Annotated in this window: 2 protein-coding genes; both read right to left on the reverse strand. The window is 73.7% G+C overall.

The genetic code is table 11. The features are described from left to right. Window positions 1-91: 91 nt before the first annotated feature. A complete protein-coding gene (locus ABZ260_RS50120) occupies window positions 92-1,252 on the reverse strand; it encodes a M20 family metallopeptidase (protein WP_355632768.1) in 1,161 nt (386 codons plus the stop codon). 259 nt (window positions 1,253-1,511) lie between these two features. Next, on the reverse strand, window positions 1,512-2,331 hold an 820-nt coding region (locus ABZ260_RS50125), incomplete at its 5' end, for an MFS transporter (RefSeq protein WP_355632771.1).

The raw sequence follows: 2,331 nt of genomic DNA on the forward strand, positions 1-2,331 counted from the left end.
AGGGAGCCGCAGCGTGCTGCGGTGACCGACGACAACGCGGCGAGGCGCCGCCTGACCGACCGCAGTAGGCAAAAGATCCGCAGGACAGGGCCTAGCCCGCGCCGATCACCTGCGCGGCGCCGAGGTAGCCGGCGAGCAGGCTCTCGGCGAGCGCCCGCACCGTGTCGTCTCCGGGCAGGAAGTACGGGCTGTGCAGCCCCGCCTCCGTGTCGGTGCCCACGAACAGCATCAGCGACGGCACGACCGACGCGAAGTGGGCGAAGTCATCGGCACCGCAGGAGCGCAGCGTGGCGGGCATGTGGTGGGCGGCGTCGACGAGGATGCAGCCGGTCTCCTCGGCGAGGCGGGCGTCGTTGACGAGCACCGGATCCCCGTAGGTGATCCGCACCTCCGCCTCGCAGCCGTAGGCGCGGGCGACCCCCTCGGCGAGCTCATGGAAGCGCTGATGCAACCGGCGGCGCCAGGACTCCGACATCGTCCGGATGGTGCCGCGGGCGGCGGCCTGCTCTGGAATCGCGTTCGGAGCGGTGCCCGCCGCCACCGCCCCGAAGGTGACCACCGTCGGCGTCATCGGGTCGGCGTCGCGGCTGACCAGTTGCTGGGCGGCCACGATGACCTGGGCGAGTGCCAGGATCGGGTCGCGGGCCAGGTGGGGATAGGCCGCGTGCCCGCCCTGACCCCTGACGATGACGGTGAACTGGTCCGCGGAGGCGTTGACCGCGCCGGGAGTGCAGGCCGTCTGACCGGCTTCGAGCACCGGCTGGACGTGTGCCGCGATCATGGCGCCGACCTGGTTCCGCTGGAGCGCGCCCGACTCGACGATGTCACGGGCGCCGGAGGGGGGACCCTCCTCGCGAGGCTGCAGCACCGCGACCATCGGCGCCGGTGCCTTCACGTGGTCGATCGCCCTGGTCAGCGCGACCAGGGCGGCGAGGTGGACGTCATGGCCGCAGGCGTGCATGGCACCGTTCCGCGAGGCCCAGGCCACCCCCGTCTCCTCGGAGATCGGCAGGGCGTCCAGCTCTCCGCGCACCCCGACGGCCAGGCCGTCGCCGCCGACCCGCAGGAGCGCACCGGTCCCGGCCACCCGCTCCATCGCGCTGCCCTCGGGCAGCGCGTCCAGCACCCGTTTGAGCGTCGGCTCCTCCTGGCCGGACAGGCACGGCTCGGCGTGCAGTTCCCGCCGCAGCCGGAAGGCGGCGGGCAGCTCGGCGTGGAGCGCGTCGCGGAGCCGTGCGCCGATCTCGCTCACGGTCTCTCCCCGAGACCGCGGGGGTGGCCGGCCCTCATGCGCCCTCCCCGCCGAGCGCGCGGGCCGCGGCCGGGCCGATGCCCCCGCTCACGCCGTCGACCACGGCGATCCCGCCGGACGGGTGCGAATCCATCAAATGCTCCTCTGTGGTCGGCAGGCCCGGCCATCGGGCATGACAAGGCTCGTCATACCCTTCTGAACCTCCTGAAGCACTCGAACCGCCGGTGGGAGGCCCGGCGATTCGGGTGGACACGGCAGGTCAACCCGTGAGACGAGGATCCCTGGGCGGGCCACCGGCCGCCTCACCGTCCGCCTCACCGTCCGCACCGCCTGTCACGACACCGCCTGTCACGACGCCCGCACGCCCGGCCCGGATGCCGTACGCGAGGGTGACCGCGACGATGGCGAGCGGGAAGGCGGTGGCGACGAGGATGCCGGTGCGCAGACCCGAACCGCCGTCGTCGGGAAGCACGGCCGACAGATCGCCCAGAAGCCCGGTGGCGGCGGCGGAGGCGTCCGCGGCGGCTCCGGCGATCCAGGGACCGGCCGCGCCGCCGGCGTCGCCGAAGACGGCCAGCACGCCGAACATGGCCGCGCCGCCGAGGGGGAAGCGGGCCGCGGCGAGGCTGAAGGTCCCCGGCCACAGCAGGCTGACGGCCAGGCCGCACACCGCGCAGCCGACGAGGCTGACCACCGGGTCGGCGGACAGGCAGGCCACCAGGTAACAGACGGCCGCCAGCGCACCGCACGAGGTCATGGCCGGTACCAGCGGGATCCGCTCGCCCCACAGGCCGTAGACGATGCGTCCGATGCCCATCAGGACCGCGAACAGGCACGGACCCGCCAGGTCACCCCAGACCTTCGAGACCCCCAGGCCCTCCTCCGCGAAGAGGGAGGACCACTGCGACATGGTCAGCTCGGCCGCGCCGGCGCAGAGCATCAGCACGACGGCCGCGGCGAAGGCGGGGGCGCGGAAGAGTTCCCGCAGTGCGGTGCGGTGCTCGTCGGGGACGGTCGCGGGCAGCGGCACCCTCAGGAAGGCCACCATGTTGACCAGCGGGACGAGTGCCCAGGCGACG

This window comes from Streptosporangium sp. NPDC006013, assembly GCF_040614275.1.
Lineage (GTDB): Bacteria > Actinomycetota > Actinomycetes > Streptosporangiales > Streptosporangiaceae > Streptosporangium.